A 19,226-nucleotide genomic window follows, 5' to 3' on the forward strand; every position below is an offset into this window, starting at 1 on the left:
ACGGCGCCCGGACCCTCCACGGGGTCCGGGCGCCGTCGCGTGCGCGCGGGTCCGCTCAGCCGGCCAGCCGTATGACACTGACGCCCTCGCGCACGGTGAGCACGCTCTGCCGCACCCGGGGATCGGCGGCGACATGGGCGTTGAACGCGCGCATGGCGACGGTGTCGGGCTGCTGGTCCCGCTCGTTGGCGACGCCGCCGAACTGGAGGACGTTGTCGGCCAGGATCAGCCCGTGCGGGGACAGCTTCGGCAGCACCGCCTCGTAGTAGTCGACGTACCCGGGCTTGTCGGCGTCGACGAAGACCAGGTCGAAGGGGCCGGGGAGGTCCCGCACCGACGGCAGGGCCGGGCCCTCCCAGAGGTGGATGCGGTCGGCCCAAGGCGACGCCCCGAAGTGCTTGCGCGCGATCGAAGCGTGCAGCGGATTCAGTTCGCAGGTGTGGAGCTCGGCGCCCTGTGGCATCGCCTGGGCCATGCAGAGCGCGGAATAGCCGGTGAAGGTGCCGATCTCCAGGATGCGGCGGGGCCGCAGGGCGAAGACCAAGGAGGCCAGGAACTCACCCTCCAGGCTCCCCACCATCATGGCCGGCAGGTCCGTCCCGGCCTCCGTGTCGGCGACCAGTGCGGCCAGCCAGGGGGGCGCGGGGGAGGAGGCCTCTTCGGCGTACTTCTCCACGACGGGTCGTACGATCATCCTCGGTTCCTTCCCGCAGGGTCGGTGGGGGCGTGCTGGGGCCGGTCGTGCAGCCGCCCGGTCAGCCAGTGCGTCAACTCGCTCTGGGCGGGCTCGCGCAGATAGAAGTGGCCGCCGGGGAAGGCGGTCAGGTCGGTGTGCGCCGAGGTGGCCTGTGACCAGGCCGCCGCGTCCACCGCGTCGACCTCGGGGTCCTCGGTGCCGTAACAGACGCTCACCGGCACCGATAGGTCGCGGCCGGTCCCGGCACGGTAGGTGCCCACCAGGCGGTAGTCGGCGCGGAGCACCGGCAGCGTCATCTCGCGCAGGCCCGGCATTTGGAGCAACCAGGCGTTGGTGCCGCCGAGTTGACACACATCGGCCCACAGTCGTTCGTCGTCCAGGTGCTTGTCGTCCGGACGCTGCCGGGCCGGTCCGGGCCGCCCGGAGACCACCAGCCGCTCCGGGGGCGCCTCCCCCGCAGTGCCGAGGAGCCGGGTGACCTCGTGCGCGACGGAGGCGCCCATGCTGTGCCCGAAGAACCACATCGGCTTGTCGTCCAGTTGGGTCAGCGCCTTGGCCAGCGGCTCCACGAGGCCGGGCATGTCGGTGCAGCAGGGCTCGCCGATGCGGTCCTCCCGGCCGGGGTACTGCACCACCATGCCCTCGACGCCGTCGGGCAGGTCGCGCGCCAGCGGGCGGTAGAAGCTCGCGGACCCGCCGCCGTGCGGGAAGAACACGACGCGCCGGGCGGCCGAGGGCCGGGGGAAGTAGCCGCGCAGCCACGGGTTCGGGACGTCGGTGCTCATGCCCGGTCCTCCAACAGGTCGACTGCTGAGAGGAGTTCGGGCGGTGCCTTCGGGTGGTGCAGCCGCACCGGTCCGCAGGCCTCGCTCACGCGCATCGCCAGCTTCGCCAGGGCCAGGTGGTACTGCACGTGCCCCCGGCTGTCGGCGCCCGCCCGGACGTCGTCCCAGGTCGCGCCAATGGATTGGGCCGTGGCCCGCGGCCACAGTTCGCGCAGCACCTCGCTGTACGAGGCGCCCTCCGCCGGACCCAGGTGCTCCACGCTCGGCACCTTCAGGTGCGGGGCGGTGGAGTCGCCGAAGCGCACCAGTTCCCTCATGCCGCCGGGCATGTGCGGGCGCATGCTCCACTGCACCGGGCCGTGCGTGTTGACCAGGGTGAGGTGCCCCCCGTCCGTGCCCAGGGTGATGCGGTGGAAGAGGTGGCTGTAGTTGTCCGGGTCGGAGGGCACCAACTCGTTCTGCAGCCGGAAGGACATCGGAACACCGGCGAAGCGGCCAGTGAGACTCCGGAACGGCGCTCCCTCCGCCCCCGCGAGCACCCCGTCGATCCCGTGCGGGCGGATCGACCCCAGCGCCTGGCCCAGGATGTCGAAGACCGTGTAGAGCACCTGGAAGGCGCAGGTCACGTCGAGGAACAGCGGCTGCTGCCGGGCCGTCAGGTCACGGGCGGCCCCGATGAAGCGGCGCACCGGCTCCACGTGCGGATAATGGGTGTTCAGCCGGAACACCACCCCGGACTCGGTGGCGGCGCGCAGGCACGCCACCAACTCGTCGGGGTGCAGCGGGTGTTCCTGTAGCACGTGCACACCGCGGCGCATCAGCGCCTGGGAGAGCGCCGGACCGGGGCCGCCGTTCATCACTCCGCCGACGACCACACAGGCCAGGTCGACGTCTTCCGGCACGTCCTCGACCGTGGACCACAGCGGTACGCCGTAGTGCGCGGCGCAGGCGCGGCTGCGGGCGCTCCCGGATGCGAGGATCCCGGCCAGCTCGAAGTCGAAGTCCGCCCGCTCGAAAGCCGCCAGGTAGGCGCGGCCGAAGCCGGTACCGGCCACGAGGACGCGTGGGCGGGTCACAGTTCGCCCTCCTCCATGGCACGGGCCGCGAGGATCGGCCGGTCGACGACCTCCAGCAGCCCGACCGCGGGCTCGGCCCGCAGCGCGGCGAGCACCGTCTCGGCGTCGAGCACGTCGGAACCGAAGTGCACGCCGGGGGCGGCCCTGCCGTCGAGCACCGCCAGCACGGCCAGCGCGCTGGCGAGGCCGGTCAGGGCGTACGTGTCACTGGCGCGCAGGGTCAGACTGCGGGTGGCGGGGCGCCCGGCACCGTCGGTGCCGGTGACCTCGAACAGCATCAGCTGGAACGGGTCCCTGCCGAAGAGATCGAGCGCCGCGGCACGGGTGAGCTCCTCGGCCGCCTCGACGAGATCGGACTCGCCGCGCATCGCCCCCTGGAGCCTGCTCAGGCAGTTCATCATGTGCGCGCCGCCGTCGAAGACGTTGTACCAGTCGATCTCCGTCAGCCCGGTGACCTCGGGGAGCCGTGCGGACTCGAAGCTCAGGTACGGGTAGACGTCCACCCGGTTGCTCGCGTACGGCAGTTCGACGCCGGTACGGGGCTCCAGTTCGCGCTCCACGCGGATGCCGCCCCTGATCGCGCCGCGGGCCTCCCCGTACGCACCGCCCATGGAGAGCAGGTAGTCGGCGGCCCCGGCCGGGGTGAGCCGGTCCATCGTGCCGACGTAGGCGGTGAGCCGCTGCGGGTGGCTCATCGTGGAGCAGAGGTGGCGGGGGAGCAGACCGGTCAGGCCCGGCTGCATGCCTGCGGTGATGACGGCGGTGCCGGTGAAGGTGCCGGGCCGGGTCAGCGCCTCCAGGAGCGGCTCGTCGCCGCCCGGGTCGACGTAGTCGGCGTCGGCCGCCGTGGCGGCCCAGGCCACGCGGTCGAGGACCTGGTAGGACGGGCCCGCGCAGTTGAGGACGACGCCTGCGCCGCGGCAGAACGCGGCCAGCGACCGTCCATCGTGCAGGTCCACCTCGACCGCCTCGCCGCGCAGCCCGGACTTGGCCAGCAAGGTTTCGGCCTGCGCGCGGTCGCGCCCGCCGAGCCGTACGACGGCGTCCGGACGGCGGTCGGCGATGGCCCGGACGGCGGCCGCGCCGACGGCGCCGTAGGCGCCGACGACCGCGACCGACGGGGTGCTGTGCTCGCTCACGCGTTCTCCTCATCGGGCAGGTCGATCACGTCGGAGGTGACCAGCTCACGGCAGCTGAAGTGGTCGCCCGGCACGGTCTGCCGCAGGAGTCCGCCCACGCAGACCGACTCCCACAGCGCGGTCATGTCGGCCGCCATGGCGGGCCAGATAGGGGACTCGTCCTGGTGCACCAGCAGCCGGGCCTCCCCGGTGTACACGCCGGGGTCGTGGGCGGCGACGCACGCGGCCAGCGCCCTTCCCCGTACGAGGCGTTCGGCGAGTTCGTCCGCACCGAGGCCCAGGGGCCCGGCGAGCTTGGCGAGCCGCTCCTCGCGGGGGAGGACGCCGAGTGCGGCGGCCGTCGTGCCCGCCGCCCGCAGCTGAGGCTCGCTCCGGTCCGCCAGCGCGGCCAGTGCGCCGGGCGGAACGTCCCCGGCGGGGGCGAGCGCGGCCAGCGCCGCGCCGAGGGCGCAGACGTCCGGGTAGCCCAGGGCGGCCGGGTCCTGGCCGCGGTCCAGGCAGAGCAGCGCCTCTTCGAGGACCTCGTCGCGGACCGTGGCGGGCAGCGGGTAACTGCTCAGTACGGTCAGCCCGCACACCGGGGCCCCCAGCTCGACCAGTTGCTGGGCGACGGCGAGCGCCAGCACGCCCCCGCTGTGCGCGCCGACCAGGTGGAACGGGCCCGGGCTCAGCGCCCGTACCTTCGCCACGATCTCCTGCGCCACGTCGTCCAGGGTCTGCCCCTCGGTCACCCGCACGGCCGGCACCACCGCCACCGGGTCGAGCGCCCCCAGTCCCTCGGCGAGCCGCTCTGCGTGGCCTCCCAGACCGTCGCCGACCAGGACGTGCACCGGGTTCCCGAGGGCGTCCGCCGCCCCGGCCAGGACCAGTTCGTCACCGGCCCCGCTCTCCTTTTGCACCTCCTGGCCCTGCTGGAGGAAGGCGGACAGCTCGCGCACCGACGCGCCGCCCAGCAGCTCGCGCAGCAGCTCGTCGAAGAAGACCTCGGCCGCGGCCGGCACCTGTTCGCGGAGCGCCGTGACGAGCTGGGCGGCCAGCAGCGAATCCCCGCCCAGGGCGTAGAAGTTGGTGTCGAGCGGGACCTCCGACTCGCGCAGCACCTCCGCGTACACCGCGGCGACGGTCAACTCCAGTTCACCGGCCTCGCGCGGGCCCTCTCCGGCGGCCGCCGAGTTCGACGTGCGGTGGTCCTGCGCCCACCCGGCCAGGGCGGCGCGGTCGACCTTGCCGTTGTCGGTCAGCGGCAGCGCGTCCAGCACCTCGAAGCGCGACGGGATCATTTCCGCCGGGAGCCGCTCGGCGAGCCGCCGGGTCAGCTCCTCGGTGTCGAGGGGCTCGCGGTCGGTCTTGAAGCGGGCCGCGAAGACGTGCATCCCGATGCGGGCCAGTTCGTCCTCCGGCGCCGGGACACACAGTTCCAGGTCGGCTCCGGCCTCGGCCAGCAGGTCGTACCACTGGTGGCGGCCGATGAAGGTCTGGTCCTTGCCGTGGCGCACGTCCTGGAAGTCTCCTGCGGTGGCGTCGAAGAGGAACTCCATCGAGGTGAGGATCTGGTAGTTGTCGCGGGTCGTCTCGATGAAGACCAGCCACCCGCCGGGCACCAGCGCCTCGCGCATCCGGCGCAGGACCGCGCGGGCGTCCTTCGCGTAGTGCATGACGTTGCCGCACAGGATCACGTCCACCGAGTTCGGCCTGACCCCCTGCTCGCGGTACGGCTCGTTGAAGTCGAACAGCGCGTAGTCCACCCAGGGGTGCTCCGCGAACCGCTCACCGGCCTTGTTCAGGAAGAACTGCGACACGTCGCTGAAGGTGTAGCGGACGTTCGCGCCGTCCAGCGCCGGAATGGTGTCGACGCTGGTGCCGCCGACCCCCGCCCCCACCTCCAGCACCCGCAGCGGACGGCCCGAGTCGTTGCGCCGGGCCGCGCCCAGCACGGTGGCGGTGGCCAGCCGGTTGAGGTAGCGGGAGAGGAAGCCCTCCATGTAGGCGGCCTCGTGGATGCTCAGGTCGCCCTCGGGGAAGAGCATCCGCAGCGGATCCCGTTCGCCGCGCATCAGCTCGGGGAGGTGGGCGGCGGCGAGCTTGAAGTAATTCACCAGCTCCGGGCGGTCGTTGGCCTCCGGCAGCAGCCGGTCGACCTCCGCCCACGCCTGCGCGACGTCCTCTGGTGTGACCAGGCGCAGACAGCCGAAGGTGCCGTCCTCGGCCCGCTCCAGGTAGCCGTTCTCCACACAGGCGGCCAGCCAGCGTCGTACCAACCGCTCGTGCTTGGAGGCCACCTTGGCCAGCCGCATGATCTCGGACGTGGTGTGCCGCGCGGCGGCGTCCGGCCACACCGCCTCCTGGCGCAGGACGTCGACCATGCGGCGCAGCGCCGCGTCGTCGAGCACGGCCGCGAACTCGACCACCTTGGAGACGTCCACCCCCTCGCGGATCCCGTCGGCCGCCGCGAGCACCTCGGGCACGAGGGCCGGGTCCACGGCGTGGGCGGCCGGGTCGGCGGGCGACGGCGAGACGAAGGCGACCAGCCTGCGGTCGTTGCGCTCGCCCTGCGTGGTCACCGCCACCGCGTCGACCTGCGGGTCGGCGGCCAGGGCCGATTCCACTTCGGCGAGCTCGATGCGGTGCCCGCGGATCTTGACCTGCCGGTCGTCGCGGCCGATGAACTCCAGGGTGCCGTCGGGAAGATAGCGGGCGAGGTCGCCGGTGCGGTAGACCCGCTCGCCGTCCGGCAGGGTGAAGAAGCTCGCCGCGGTCTTCTCCGGGTCGCCGAGGTAGCCCTCGGCGAGGCCGGTGCCCGCGATGTACAGGTCGCCCACGACGAGGTCGGGGCTGGGCCGCAGGAACGCGTCCAGCACGTGGAAGCGCTGGTTCTCCAGCGGAGTTCCGTACGGAATGCTCGGCGCGGCAGTGTCGACCTCGCCGATGCGGTGGTAGATCGACCAGATCGCCGCCTCGGTGGCGCCGCCGAGGCTGAACAGCTCCGCCCGGGGCAGACGCGCACGGACGGCGTCGGGGAGCGTCACGGGTATCCAGTCGCCCGACATCATGCCGAGCCGCACGCTCCCGCAGTCGCGGCCGTCGCCGCGCAGGTACTCCTCCAGCAACATCATCTGGGCGGGCACCGTGTTGAGCAGGGTCACCCCGTGTCCGGTGATCAGGTCGGCCCAGTACGAGGGGTCGCTGCGCCGCTCCGGGTCGGGAAGCACCAGGGTGCCGCCCCGGCCCAGGACGCCGAAGACGTCGAAGACCGACAGGTCGAAGCCCAGGCTCGACAGTCCCAGCGCGACGTCGCCGTCACCGATCCCGAACCTGCGGCAGACGTCGTCCAGGGTGTTCACCGCCGCACGGTGGCTGACTTCCACGCCCTTGGGCTCGCCGGTGGAGCCCGAGGTGAAGATGACGTACGCCGAATCGGCAGGGGCGACCGGCACCTCCTCGACAGCGGCCGTGGGCAGCTGGTCGACGTCGATACGTGCGACGCCTGCGGGCAATGCGCCGCCGACCGTGCTGTGCGTGACCACCAGGCCGATCTCGGCGGACTCGAGGATCTTGTTGCGCCTGGCGTCGGGCTGGCTCGCCTCGACGGGGACGTACGTGCCCCCGGCCAGCAGCACCCCGAGCGCCCCGGCGATCTGCTCCCAGCCCTTCTCCAGCACCACCGCGACGCGCTGGTGCGGCTGGTGGCCCCGGGCGCCGAGCGCCGCGGCGACGGCGGCGGCCCGGCCGGTCAGCGTCGCGTAGTCGACGCTCCCGCGGTGGTCGACCACCGCCGTCGCGTCGGGACGCCGTCGTGCCTGGTCGAGCAGCGCCCGGTGCAGAAGCGCGTCGCTCACCGGCCGGGCGGTGTCGTTGGCCGCCGCACGCCGCTGGGCCTGGTGCGCGGGGAGCGCGAGCGGGTTGCCCTCCCACGCCTCGTCCCCGTCGGCGAGCCGGTGCAGCAGCTCGCGGAACGCGGCGAACATGTCGTCGAGGACCGGCTGGGGCACGGTGTCGTCCCGTACGTCCCAGTTGACGAGCAGCGCCCCTCCCGCCTCCATCGCCTGGCAGTCCACCCAGACCTGCGGGGTCTGGCTGATGCCGTTGCTGATCTGCGCGCGCATCATGCCCTGCGGAGCGAGGCCGTCGGAGAGACCGATGGCGCTGGTGAACACCACCGGCATCATCGAACCCTGCTGACCCCGGCGGCGGGTGAGTTCGCGCAGCACCTCGACACCCGAGAACAACCGGTGGTCGAGGTCCTCGAAGAGCTGCTCGCCCGCCCGGCGGGCGCGCCCGGCGAAGGTGTCGGCGCAGCCGCCGTCGACGGCCAGCAGTTCGACGGAGGTGAAGTCGCCCACGATGTCGCCCACGTCCTGGTGCAGCGGCAACCGGCTGAGGACCGTCACGTCGAGGGTGAAGCGGGGACTGCGGCTCCAGCGGCCGATCACCTCGGCGTACGCGGCCATCACGGCCGTCGAGGCCGAGACCTGCTGCTCCCCCGCCCGGGCCTTGAGCGCCGACCACAACGCGGGCTCGAGCCGCAGCTCGCGCCGCGTGAAACCGGCCGCACCCTGCCGGCTGGGCCGGTCGACCAACGGCAGTTCGGGGGCCGGCGGCAGGCTGTCCAGGCGCGCCGTCCAGTAGTCGCGGTCACGCTCGTACGCGGGGCCCTGGCGCACCGCGCGCTCCGCGCGTAGGTAGTCGCGGAAGGAGATGCCGGGGGCCGCGAGAGCGGCGTCGGGGTCCTCGTAGAACGTCCCCAACTCGTCCAGCAGCCGGTAGATGCTCACGTAGTCGGCGATCAGGAAGTCGATGGAGAAGTGCAGGACGGCCCGGTCGGCGAGCTCGGTGACCTCCAGCGAGTACAACGGGCACGCGGTGACGTCCTTGGACTCCGCGGAGAGCCGGCCGCGGACCTCGCGGAGCATCTCCCCGCCCGCCGCCTCCGGCAGCGCGGTCGCGTCGTGCCAGCCGATGACCGGGGCGGGCGGGTCCTTCAGCACCCTCTGGAACCCGTCGTAGTCGATGACCACGCGCAGCATCTCGTGCCGGTCCACCACGCGCTGCCAGGCCCGCAGCATCCGGTCGCGGTCGAGCGCGGGGAACTCCAGCTCGCCGTAGGCATGGCAGGGCACCGAGCCGTACGCGAAGGCGCCGCGGCGGCCCAGCAGGTAGGCCGACTGGACCTCGGTGAGCGGGAACGGTTCGTGGGCGGCATCGGGATCGGGCTTCACCTGCTGCGGGCCGCGTTCGCGGAGCGCCCGGAGCACGTCGTCCCGGCAGCCGGAGAGCAGGGCGCGGCGCTCGGGGGTCATCGCCCCTTCCGGTCCCCGGAAGCGGAGCCTGCCCTCGTCCTCCCACAGGTGCAGTCCGGCCTGTTCGAGTTCGCTGATGATGTCGGCGGCGGTCACAGGACACCTTCTTCCAGTCGGACGGACGCTTGGTGCGGGTGGCTACCGGAGATCTCGTCCTCGAGGAGGGCGGCGATCCCGGCGATGGTCGGGTGGTTGAAGAGCTGGCGCAGCGAGAGCTCCACGCCGAAGCGCTTGGCGAACTGCTGGATGACCCGGGTGGCGGTGAGGCTGTCGCCGCCGAGGCCGAAGAAGTTGGCGCTGCGGCCCACGCCGGGGGCCTCCAGCAACTCGGCCCACACCTCGGCCACCGCGCGTTCGGTATCGCCCTGCGGACGGTCGTCCGCCGGTGACTCCGGCGCCGCGCGGCGCAGTCCGTACGTCTGCGCGACGGCGGCGCGGTCCACCTTGGCGTTCGCGTTCAGCGGCAGTTCGTCGACGACGGTGAGGTGCTCGGGGATCATGTGGGCGGGCAGGTGAGCGGCCAGTGCGGCCAGCAGATCCGGCGCGGCTGGACCGGGGTCCGTTTCCTGCTCCACGGTGACGACGGCGGCCAGGCGGCGCACCCCGGCGCTGGTGTCGACCCATGCCACCGCGCGTGCGACACCGGGCAGTTCGCGCAGTCTGGTCTCGATCTCGCCGAGTTCGATCCGGTGCCCGCGCACCTTCACCTGGTGGTCGCGCCGCCCCAGGAACTCCAGGACCCCCGAGGGGTGGTAGCGGCCCAGGTCGCCGGTGCGGTACCACCGCTCGCCCCCGGCCGCCACGAAGGAGGCCGCGGTGCGCTCCGGGTCCCCGCGGTAGCCGAGCGCCACACCGGCGCCCCCGATCCACAGTTCGCCGGGCACGAAGTCGGGCCGGTCCCGGCCGTGCGCGTCGACCACCCGGAAGCGCTGGTTGGCCAGCGGACGTCCGTACGGGATCGACACCCACGCGGGGTCGACGGCGGTCACGTCGTGGGCGTTCGACCAGATCGAGGCCTCGGTGGCGCCGCCCATGGCGACGAGCAGGGCGTTCGGGGCGTTCGCCCGCAGCCGGTCGTGCAGATCCAGCCCGACCCAGTCGCCGGAGACGATCGCCACGCGCAGCCGCGGCAGGCTCGTGCCCGACTCGCAGGCCACCAGCAGCATGTCGAGAAGGGTGGGCACCGTGTTCCAGACGGTGACCCTGTGTTCGGCGGCGAGACGGGCCCAGACGGCCGCCTCCCGCCGGACGTCCTCGGTGAGGGTCACCACGGTGCCGCCCACCGCGAGCAGGCCGAACAGGTCGTAGACGGACAGGTCGAAGTCGAGCGCCGAGACCTGCAAGGTCACGTCGTCGGGCCCCACGCCGTAGCGGGCGTTGACGTCGTCGATGGTGTTGGCGGCGGCCGCGTGGGTGATCTCCACCCCCTTGGGCTCACCGGTGGAACCCGAGGTGTAGATGACGTACGCGAGTTGCGCCGGGTCGACCGGCACCGGCTCCGCGAGCGGTGCCGCCGCCGACGCCTCGGCCACCGGCACCGTGCGCACCGCCTCGTCCCAGTCCCCGCCGGATGCGGGCCCGTCGGCGACCAGGGCCAGGCGCGCCCCGGCGGACCGCACGATCCGGTTGCGGCGCGCGGCCGGCTGGCCGACCCCGACCGGCACGTACGTGCAGCCCGCGGCCAGCACGCCGAGCACCGAGACGACCTGGTCGGGCCCCTTCGGCAGCGAGACGACCACGGTCTCGCCCGGCCGCGCCCCGAGCGCCACCAGGTGCCCGGCGACACCGAGGGCACGCCCGGCCAACTCGGCGTAGGTCAGGGCCTCGCCGGACGCCGCGCGCACCGCGACGGCGTCGGGGGTGCGGCGGGCGACCTCGAGGATCGGGTCGTGCAGCGTGCGAGCGGGGAGCGCCACGGCGGTGTTGTTCGCCGCGGCGCGGACCTCGGCCTGCGCTTCGGGAAGGGCGATCGGTGGGGCCGGGCGCGACCAGTCGCTGTCGGCGAGCGCGACCAGCAGGCGGCGCATCGCCTCCAGGGCCGCCGGGACGACCCCGGGACTGTAGAGGCCCTCGACGTGGTCCCAGTTGACGGCGAGCCCGCCGTCGCGCTCCACCACCTGGCAGTCCAGGGCGACCTGCGGACTCTGCGAGAGGCCGCGGCGCAGCTCGCCGAAACCGAAGGCGAGGTCCTTGAAGTCCGCGCTCACTCCCAGCGTGGAGGTGAACACCACCGGCATCAGCATCTGCCCGCCCCCGGTCCGCCGGGCCAACTGCTGCAGCACCCAGGTGGTGGAGACGTTGCGGTGCTCGATGCCCTCCCAGACCTGCCCCTGCAACCGGCGCACGGTCTCGGCCCAGGAGCCGTCGGGGCGGCTGTGGTGACCGAGCAGCAGCAGCGAGGTGAAGTCGCCGACCACCTGGTTCACTTGAGGGTGCACGTCCTGCCGGTCGAAGACCGTCAGGTTGAGCGTCAGCGAGGTCTCGGCGCTCCAGGCCCCCAGCACCTCGGCGAAGGCCGCCGCCACCACCGTCGACGCGGTGAGCCCCTCGTCTGCCGTGCGGCGGCGGAGCTTCGCCCAGGTCGCCGCGTCGATGCGGAACTCGTCCCGCACGAAGCGCGGCCGGTCGATGCGCTCCGGGTCGAGAGCCGTGGGCAGCGCCGGCGCTGCGGGTAGGTCCTCGATCGCCTTCAGCCAGTATTCCTCGTCGCGCGCCCTGGCCGCCGGGTCGGTCCGCTGGGCGAGCAGGTAGTCGCGGAACGAGAGCTCCAACTCCGGTAATTCCAGGCCGGGGTCGCCGTACAGCGCGTTCAGCTCGGTGAAGATGGTCATGATCGACAGCGCGTCGAGCACCACGTAGTCGAAGCCCACCCCGAACACCGTGCGACCGTCGTCCCGTTGCACGGCGCGCACGTCGAACAGCGGCCAGGAGGTCACGTTGAGCACCTGCTGAGACATGTCGGACCCCAGCGCGGCGACCGCCTCCTCGTGGTCGGCCGCGGTGGTGCGGGTGACCACGAACCGGTAGTGCGGCACCTCGGGCAGGATGCGCTGGCCGCCCTCCCCGTCCAGCACGGCGCGCATCATCTCGTGCCGCCGCACCAGCCGGTTCCAGGCGCTCTCCAGCCGGTCCAGGTCGACCCGGTCGCTCTCGAACTCCCAGTACCAGTACGAGGCGACGCCGCCGAGCGCGAAGTCGGGGTCGCGGCCGAGCCAGTAGGCGCGCTGCACATCGGTGAGCGGGAAGGGCTCGTGACGGTGCTCGGGGTCGGCCGGGACCGTGCCGGGGGCCTGCGCCTCGGTGTGCGTCAGCGTCTGGGCGAAGCCGCTCACCGTAGGACGGGTGAACAGGTCGCCGAGCCTGGCCTCGTACCCCTCCCGACGCAGGGCGGCGAGCAGGCGGGCGGCCTGCAGGCTGTCGCCGCCGATGTGGAAGAAGTTGGTGTCCCTGCCGATGCGGAGTGGGCCGGTGTCCCCGCCGGTCGGGGTCCCGCCGAGCAGCTCCCCCCACAGCGCGGCGACCGTCTCCTCCGCCGCACCGCGCGGGGCGTCCGAGGTGCCGCCCGACCTTCGCGCACTCAGGGCCTCGGCCAGCAGCCGCCCGGCCCCGGCACGGTCCACCTTGCCGTTGCGGCTCAGCGGCAGCGCGTCGACGGCCACCGCTCGCGCGGGCACCATGTACGCGGGCACCTGCCGGGCGGCGGTCGCCAGCACCTCCTCGGTATCGACCGTGCCCGGAGTGACCAGGGCGTACAGCGCACCGCCGTGCCCGGCAACCGGCGTCACCACGGCGTCGCGCACCCCGGGATGCAGGCCCAACGCACGCTCGACCTCGCCGAGTTCGATCCGGTAGCCGTTCACCTTGACCTGGAGGTCCGCGCGCCCGAGGAACTCGATCACGGCCCCGGGCCGGTAGCGGGCCCGGTCGCCGGTGCGGTACCAGCGCACGTTGTCCGCCTCCACGAACTTCGCGGCGGTCAGCTCCGGTGCGCCCACGTACTCCCGGGCCACCCCGGCCCCGCCGATCCACAGCTCTCCGGCCACCCAGTCGGGGCGGTCGCCCCCGTGCTCGTCGACGATCCGACAGCACTGGTTGGGCAACGGCACGTTGTACGGGATCGACGTCCAGGAGGGATCCACCTCCGTGACCTCCTGGACCGTGGAGTGGATCGCGGTCTCCGTGGTCCCACCAAGCACCACGAACACGCTGTCGGGGCGCAGCGCGTGCACCCGGCCGGGCAGGTCGAGCCCGGCCCAGTCGCCGCCCAGGAGCTGCAGCCGGAACGGCCAGCCGCCCGGCTCCGGCCGCGAGGAGGCGGTGGTGAGGGCCATGTCGAGCAGCGCGGGTACGCAGTTGAGCACGGTGGCCCGGTGGTCGGCCGCCCTGCGCAGCCACACCTCGGGGGAGCGCCGCTCCTCGTCGTCGACCAGGACCAGCGCGCCGCCGCAGGTGAGGGGGCCGAAGATGTCGTAGACGGAGAGGTCGAAGTCGAGTGCCGACAGGCACAGGGTGCGGTCGGCGGGACCCATGCGGTAGCGCTCGTTCAGCGCGGCCACGGTGTTGTGGGCGGCCGCGTGCGTCAGTTCCACGCCTTTGGGCTCCCCCGTCGACCCGGAGGTGAAGATCACGTAGGCCGGGGCGTCCGGCGAGACGTCCACGACCCGCTCCAGCAGCGGCACTTCGGGATCGGTGCTGCACCGCACGTCGACGTTCGGGATGCTCGTGTCGTGGTCCCTGCCGCGGGTCACCGTGCACCGGGCACCCGCCAGCGACTCCACGGTGCGCCGCCGCGCCTCGGGGTGTTCCGTGCCCACCGGGACGTAGGCCGCGCCCAGAGCGTGCACCGCCAGCACCGCCACCACCTGCTCGACGCCCTTGGGCAGCGTGAGCACGACCCGGTCGCCCGCGGTGACACCGGCGGTGCGCAGGACGTGGGCCAGCCGCAGGGCGCGCCGTGCGAGTTCGCCGTACGTCAGTACCTGGCCGTCGCCCCAGAGCGCCGCCGGTGCCGTGCCGCGCTCGGCCGCCTGCCGGAAGAACTCCTCGTGCAGCGCTCGGCGAGGCAGTACGGCGCGGGTGTCGTTGGCGCTGCGGCGAGCCTGGAGCTGCGGTGCGGGCGGCCGCACCGGCAGGCCCTCCCACCAGGCGCTGGGCTGCGAGGCGAGCAACCGTACCCGGTTGGTGAAGGCCTCGAACATCGCCTCGGGGACCCCGGCCTCGAAGAGGTTCTCGGTGGTCTCCCAGTTGATCAGCATGCCGCTGTCGTGCTCGATCAACTGGAGGTCGATCCACACGCCCGACGTCTGCGAACTCATCCACACCGGGGTGCCGAGCACCGCACGGGTCGCCCCGTCGAACAGCTCACCGAGGCTGAGCGCGCTGGTGAACACGACGCCCGCCCGCCGGTTCGCCCCGGCGGCGGTCCTGGCCAGGTCGCGCAGGACCGACGTGCCGCCGTACGCCGCGTGCGCTGCGTCGCGCCGGTACTGCTCCTGCACGGTGTGGGCGCGCTCGACGAAGGTGCGGCGTGCGTCGGGCGCCACCTTGAGCAGCAGCAGGTCGGTGAAGTCCCCGACGATCCTGCCGACTTCGGGGTGCACCGGAATGCGGTTCAGCACCGGCAGGTTCAGCAGGAACTCCGCCTCCTCGCTCCAGGCCGCGAGGACGTCCGCGTAGGCGGCGGCGACGGCCATCGACACGGTCAACCCGTTGCTGCGCGCGTGTTGGACGAGCCTCTCGTACGTTTCCGGGGCCAGCCAGGCGTGCCGGCGGACCGTGTGCACCCGCTCGATCCGCTCCGGCGGCGCGGCCAGCGGTAGCCGCGGCGCGTCGGGCAGGTCCTCGGCGCGGTCGCGCCAGTAGGAGACGTCGGCCGGGCGGGGCTCCCGGCTGCCCTCGGCGACCAGGCGGCGGTATTCGGGGAAGGTCAGGGCGGGCTGCGCGGGCGCGGTACCCGGGTCCTCGTAGTGGCGGGCCAGGTCGCCGACGACGATCCGGAAGCTGGACGCGTCGCAGACGATCATGTCGATGTCGAGGAAGAGCCTGCCCCTTCCCGCGGGCAGCAGGGCCAGCCGCACGTCGAGCCCGCGCCCCTCGCCGAGCGGCAGCGTCTGGTGGGAGAGGGTCTCGCGTAGTTCCGTCAGCCGCTGTTCACGCTCCGGGGTCTCCAGAGTGCGCAGGTCGATGACCTCGTCCAGCCCCCGACACTCCGGCAGGATCCGCTGGCTGCCACCGGAGTCGACGGCCGCACGCAGCATGGGGTGCCTGCGGCGCAGCGCGGCCACCGCGCCGTCCCACCGTGCGACGTCGGCACTGACGTCGAACTCGAAGTAGAAGTGCGACCCGGTGCCCAGTGGCATGCCCGGCTGACGCCCCGACCAGTAGGCGTGCTGCATCGGGGCCAGCGGGAACTCGCCCGCCCCGGTGGCCGGGTCCTGCTCGGCCTCCGGGCGCGGGCCCGTGCCGTCGGCGGTCCCGGACAGCAGCGCGGCCCAGGCGTGCACGGTGGGCTCCTCCACCAGGTCGCCGAACGTCACTTCCACACCCGCCTCCTGCCAGGAGGCCGCCAGGTTCATCATCCCGAGGGAGTCCAGGCCGAGCGTGACGAGGTCCTCCTCGAAGCCGATCTCCGCGGCGGGCAGTTCCAGCCGCGCGGCGACGGTGTCGCGGATCTCCTCGGCGGACACCACGCGTCCCGCCGTTGCCTCACTGGTCATCGTGGCCTCCCGTGCGCTGCCGGGGGCGGGCCCCGGCCTGGTCGGTGTGGGGCGCCGCGCCGCGGGCGGCGGTCGTGCAGATGTCGACGTACGAGGCGAGCAGCGACTCGACGAACTCCGGCTCGAACCGGTCCGGGTTGTAGAACAGCAGCACCCGCACCGTGTCCCGGTCGGGCACGGCGACCAGCTCCAGCTCGAAGCGGGTGGCGACGTCGTCCGGCACCAGGACCTCGATGTCCAGCCCGCCGGCCCGGGTCGAGTACACCGGGTCCGCCATCATCTGGAACACCACGTCGTCGAGTCGGCGGTCGGTGGCCCCGAGGTTGATCGGCAGCATCTGGAACGGCAGCGCCTGGTGGACGAAGGCCTCCATCACCGTGCCGTGCGTGGCCCGCAGGTGTGCGGCGAAGTCGTCGCCGGTGAGCCGGGTCCGCAGCAGCACCATGTTGGCCAGGAACCCCACGGTGCGCCGGTGTTCGGCGCCGCGGTTGGCGAACAGGGTCGCCACCGCCAGGTCCTCGGTGCCGCTGACCGACTTCAGCGCCCGGTAGTAGGCGGTGAGCAGGGCCACGAACATCGTCGACCGCTCCCGCTTGGCCAATGCGTCCAGCGCGGCCACCGTCGATGCGTCCAGAAGGTGTTGTACGAGTCTGGTGTCGCGCGACGCGCCCGCGGTGGCGGGCCGGATCGGTAGCGGGGGCAGCGTCACGTCCTTCAGGCGCTCGCCCCAGAAGGCGCTCAGCCGCTTGCCGGAAGGACCGGCCAAGGTCTCGCGCTGCTCCTCGGCGAACCGTGAGTACGCGGTGGCGTCGCCGGAGGACTTCCCCTCCAGTGCGGCGCACAGGTCCTCGAAGATCACGTTGCAGGACCACGAGTCGGTCACCATGTGGTGCATGTTGAAGCAGAGCACGTGATGGTCCTCGGCGAGCCGCCACAGGGTGAGGCGTACGGCGCTCTCGGTGGCGTCGATCCGGGTGCCCAGCTCCCCGGCCACCTCCCGGTTGGCACGCGCCTCGGGGTCCGGCTCGCCGGTCAGGTCCACCTCGCGGATCTCCGGTGAGACCGCCGGGTGCACCAGTGCCTTGAGGCGGCGGCCGCCGCCGGTGAAGGTGGTGCGCAGCGCCTCGTGCCGGGACGTCACATGGTCGACCGCCTCGCGGAGCCGGTCGCGGTCGAGCGGGCCGCGCAGCCTGCACAGCACCGGGCAGTTGAGCGCGCCCTCCTCGCCCCGGTAGCGGTCGAGGAACCACAGCAGTGTCTGGCCCACGGACGGGCGGATCTCGGTGACTGTCACGTCCGGCAAGGTAACGACGGTCCTCGCCCGCGCAGCCGCCGCTGAAAGAAAGCTGAGAGGACCTTCACGTTCCTTTCTCGCCCAGCGGGCCGTGCCACCGTCCGGGTCAGGGTGAGGGCACCTGTGTCGCGCGCGGCGCCCCCGCAGGGCGCCGGACCCGTCCAGCGGCACCATCACACGGGAGGTCGCTCGATGCCAGCCAACCCTTTCGAAGACCCGGACGAGAGCTACCTGGTCCTGTGCAATCAGCGCGGCCAGCGGTCGCTGTGGCCCTCCCGGCTGCCGGTCCCCGCCGGATGGCTGGTGGAACTGCCCGCGACCTCCCGGGCCCGCGCCCGCGCGCACGTCGAACACGTCTGGCCGGACGTACGCCCCACCACACCCGCGGCGACCGCGTCCACCGCCGAGACCCTCCCCGCCCTCTTCGAACGGATGGCGGCGAAGTACCGGGAACTGCTCGCGGTCGAGAGCGAGAGCGAGAGCGCTGCGCTGACGTACGGTCAACTAGCTGACAGGGTGAACCGGTTGGCTCGACGGCTGATCGCGGGCGGCCTCGGCCCCGGCGACCTCGTGGGGATCTCCGTACCCCGCGGAACCGACCAGGTGGTGGCGGCGCTCGCCGTGACGACCGCCGGAGCGGGCTACGTACCCCTGGACCCCGGCTATCCCACGGCGCTGCTGCGCCACATGGCGGCCGACTCGGGGCTGCGGACCCTGCTGCACACCGGCCCCGTGCCCGTGGACGTCACCGGTCTGGCAACCCTCAACCTCGCCGACCCGGACCCGGACCCGTACCCGTACCCGGACCCGGACGCCGACCCCCGCCCGGTCGGGCCGGTCACGGACGAGGAGCGGTGGCGTCCGCTGCGGGCCGAGGACACCGCGTACGTCATCTACACCTCGGGCTCCACCGGGACCCCCAAGGGCGTGGTGATCCCGCATGCGGGAATGGCGGCGCTCGCCGAGGCGCAGCGGCACTGGATCGGCCCCGGTCCCGGCGACCGGGTGCTGCAGTGGGCCTCGTTCAACTTCGACGCCGGTTTCTGGGACCTGACGCTCGCCCTGCTGTCGGGGGCCACCCTGGTGCTCACCGACGACCGCGCGGTACTGCCCGGCGAGGAACTGCGCCGCACGCTGATCGACCGGCGGATCAGCCACGCGGTGCTGCCTCCGGTCGCGCTCACCGCCACCGACCCGGACGGCGTCCTGCCCGGCGGGGTGGTGCTCTCCACCGGGGACTCCTGCACCCAGGCGCTGGTGGCCCGGTGGGCGCCGGGCCGGCGCATGTTCAACGGGTACGGGCCCACCGAAATGACCGTGGGAGTGACCATGGCGGGCCCGGTGCGGCCGGGCGAGCCGGTCAGCATCGGGGAGCCGTGGCCGGGCAACGAGGTGCGGGTGCTCGACATCGACCTCCGGCCCTGCCCGCCCGGCGAGGAGGGCGAGCTCTACCTGGTGGGGGAGGGCGAGGCCCTCGGATACCTCAACCGGCCCGCCCTGACGGCGGAGCGCTTCGTCGCGGACCCGTACGGCGAGGGCGGGAGCCGCATGTACCGGTCCGGCGACCTCGGGTACCTGGACAAGGACGGCCCGCTCTTCTTCACCGGCCGCGCCGACCGCCAGGTCAAGCTGCGGGGCTTCCGGGTGGAACCGGGCGAGGTCGAGGCGGCGTTGGAGTCGTGCGAGGGGGTCCGGCTGGCGGCGGTGGTCGTCACCGGCGAGGTGGACTCGGCGCGCCTGGTCGCCTTCGTGGCGTCCGGCGCCGACCCGGCCGACGGCCTCGCGGAGGAACTGCGCGGGCTGCTCGCCGCACGGCTGCCCGCGCACATGGTGCCCTCGCGCGTCGAGGTGGTGGAGTCCCTGCCGATGACCAGCAACGGCAAGATCGACCGGCGGGTCCTGGAGGAACGCGCCGCCGGGTCACCGCCCACGGAGGAATCCGGCACAGCGGGCGCAACGTCGGGCGACCCCGCCCGCGTCTTCGACCCGTCCGACCCGGTGGCCGCGCTGTGCGCACTGGCCGCCAGGGTGCTGGAGGTGCCCGCGGTCGCGCCGGACGACAACTTCTTCGACCGGGGCGGGCATTCGGTCCTCGCGGTGCGGCTCTCCAAGGCCGTACGGGACGAGTGGGGGATGAACCTGCCGGTACGGGCCATCTTCGAGCGGTCCACCATGGCGGAGCTGGGCGGCCTGCTGACCGCGGACTGAACCGGCGCTGACGG

General features: G+C 73.0%; 8 protein-coding genes. 1 reads left to right on the top strand and 7 read right to left on the bottom strand.

The window, feature by feature from the left end:
• Positions 1-55 precede the first annotated feature (55 nt).
• From OG594_RS38110 to OG594_RS38140, 7 genes are read right to left on the bottom strand one after another with little or no spacing between them, the layout of a single operon-like run.
• Positions 56-694: an O-methyltransferase gene (locus OG594_RS38110; RefSeq protein WP_266606983.1), complete on the bottom strand. Its 639-nt coding sequence runs from the start codon at positions 692-694 to the stop codon at positions 56-58.
• Complete coding sequence (locus OG594_RS38115; RefSeq protein WP_266606984.1) at positions 691-1,482, bottom strand: thioesterase II family protein; 792 nt, start codon at positions 1,480-1,482, stop codon at positions 691-693. Before OG594_RS38115 ends, OG594_RS38110 begins: the two co-directional genes overlap by 4 nt.
• Positions 1,479-2,558, bottom strand: a complete 1,080-nt coding sequence (locus OG594_RS38120) for a Gfo/Idh/MocA family oxidoreductase (protein ID WP_266606985.1) — start codon at positions 2,556-2,558, stop codon at positions 1,479-1,481. Before OG594_RS38120 ends, OG594_RS38115 begins: the two co-directional genes overlap by 4 nt.
• On the bottom strand, positions 2,555-3,697 hold the full coding sequence (locus tag OG594_RS38125) for a saccharopine dehydrogenase NADP-binding domain-containing protein (RefSeq protein WP_266606986.1): 1,143 nt from the start codon (positions 3,695-3,697) through the stop codon (positions 2,555-2,557). The genes OG594_RS38120 and OG594_RS38125 overlap by 4 nt, the downstream gene beginning before the upstream one ends.
• Positions 3,694-9,090 (bottom strand): non-ribosomal peptide synthetase, encoded by a 5,397-nt coding sequence (locus OG594_RS38130; RefSeq protein ID WP_266606987.1) that lies wholly within the window; start codon positions 9,088-9,090, stop codon positions 3,694-3,696. The genes OG594_RS38125 and OG594_RS38130 overlap by 4 nt, the downstream gene beginning before the upstream one ends.
• Complete coding sequence (locus OG594_RS38135) at positions 9,087-15,710, bottom strand: non-ribosomal peptide synthetase (protein ID WP_266606988.1); 6,624 nt, start codon at positions 15,708-15,710, stop codon at positions 9,087-9,089. The genes OG594_RS38130 and OG594_RS38135 overlap by 4 nt, the downstream gene beginning before the upstream one ends.
• Positions 15,700-17,004 carry a condensation domain-containing protein gene (locus OG594_RS38140; protein ID WP_266606989.1) on the bottom strand — a complete coding sequence of 435 codons (1,305 nt, stop codon included), beginning with the start codon at positions 17,002-17,004 and terminating at the stop codon, positions 15,700-15,702. Before OG594_RS38140 ends, OG594_RS38135 begins: the two co-directional genes overlap by 11 nt.
• Before the next feature lie 192 nt (positions 17,005-17,196).
• Between OG594_RS38140 and OG594_RS38145 the strand changes: the two genes are divergently transcribed.
• Complete coding sequence (locus OG594_RS38145; protein ID WP_266606990.1) at positions 17,197-19,212, top strand: amino acid adenylation domain-containing protein; 2,016 nt, start codon at positions 17,197-17,199, stop codon at positions 19,210-19,212.
• Positions 19,213-19,226 lie beyond the last annotated feature (14 nt).

The organism is Streptomyces sp. NBC_01214 (assembly GCF_026340975.1).
Classification (GTDB): Bacteria; Actinomycetota; Actinomycetes; order Streptomycetales; family Streptomycetaceae; genus Streptomyces.

Coding starts and splice junctions, on each gene's coding strand:
- OG594_RS38110 (WP_266606983.1), bottom strand. CDS start 694: ATGATCGTACGACCCGTCGTGGAGAAGTACGCCGAAGAGGCCTCCTCC.
- OG594_RS38145 (WP_266606990.1), top strand. CDS start 17,197: ATGCCAGCCAACCCTTTCGAAGACCCGGACGAGAGCTACCTGGTCCTG.
- OG594_RS38115 (WP_266606984.1), bottom strand. CDS start 1,482: ATGAGCACCGACGTCCCGAACCCGTGGCTGCGCGGCTACTTCCCCCGG.
- OG594_RS38135 (WP_266606988.1), bottom strand. CDS start 15,710: ATGACCAGTGAGGCAACGGCGGGACGCGTGGTGTCCGCCGAGGAGATC.